General features: G+C 65.4%; 1 pseudogene. It reads right to left on the minus strand.

Features of this window, described 5'->3' with window-relative positions:
- A pseudogene (locus ACM6J5_RS20435) lies at positions 1-766 on the minus strand (hypothetical protein); the annotation flags it as partial.

A 766-nucleotide genomic window follows, 5' to 3' on the forward strand; every position in this document is an offset into this window, starting at 1 on the left:
ACTGCCCATCGACGCCGTGACCATGTGGACGTTGCTGCTGGCGTACTCGCGGTCGGTGTACCTCACGCCAAGCGCGTTGGCGTGGTTGACGTAGCGTTGCTCGGCTTGTTCGGCGAGGGTGAGCTTGAGGTTTTCGAGGCCGAAGGCGATGGTGTGTTTGCGCCGGTTGTCGATGCCTTCGCCGTCGGTTTTGCGCATGAAGGTTTCGAGCGTCTCCACGCTCTGATTGCGCCAGGCATTGAGCTCCTGGGTGATGCCGATCGGGTCGTCCAACACCACGGCAAAACCCTGCGCCTGGGTCGCCGTTGCGCCAAGCCGCGTAGCCACACCCGCCAGGGCCGAGTAGCCGGCCGGGGGGGCAAACAGTTGCTCGCCAAGGTGGGCCATCAAGGGCGGGGAAGTCGGCCCGAGCAGGTCGGCGACGCTACTGTCCAGCGCCTGGGCCTCGATGATGTGTGCGGTGTGGCTGCAGCTTTGGATCAGTTGGCGGATGTCGACCTTGCGCAGGGTGTTGCGCAGCCGCGGTTGCGTGCGGATCTCGGCGAGCAGGCGCGGCGTCAGCAGGTCCGGGGTGAACAGCAGCCGGGCTTCGTTGACGTCTTCAGGATCGCTGACCTGGATGACCCGATCGCCGAAGTCCGGCAGGCCGCCCAGCCCCAGCTCGTCCGGGGTGGCAGGCCATATGGCCTTGCACAAGCCGCTGCTGTAGGTTTGATAGGCGCCCTCGCATACCCAGTCGGTCGCGGTGCGGTGGATGAACACATAC

Origin of the sequence: Pseudomonas sp. IT-P74 (assembly GCF_949768175.1) — a bacterium.
Taxonomy (GTDB): domain Bacteria; phylum Pseudomonadota; class Gammaproteobacteria; order Pseudomonadales; family Pseudomonadaceae; genus Aquipseudomonas.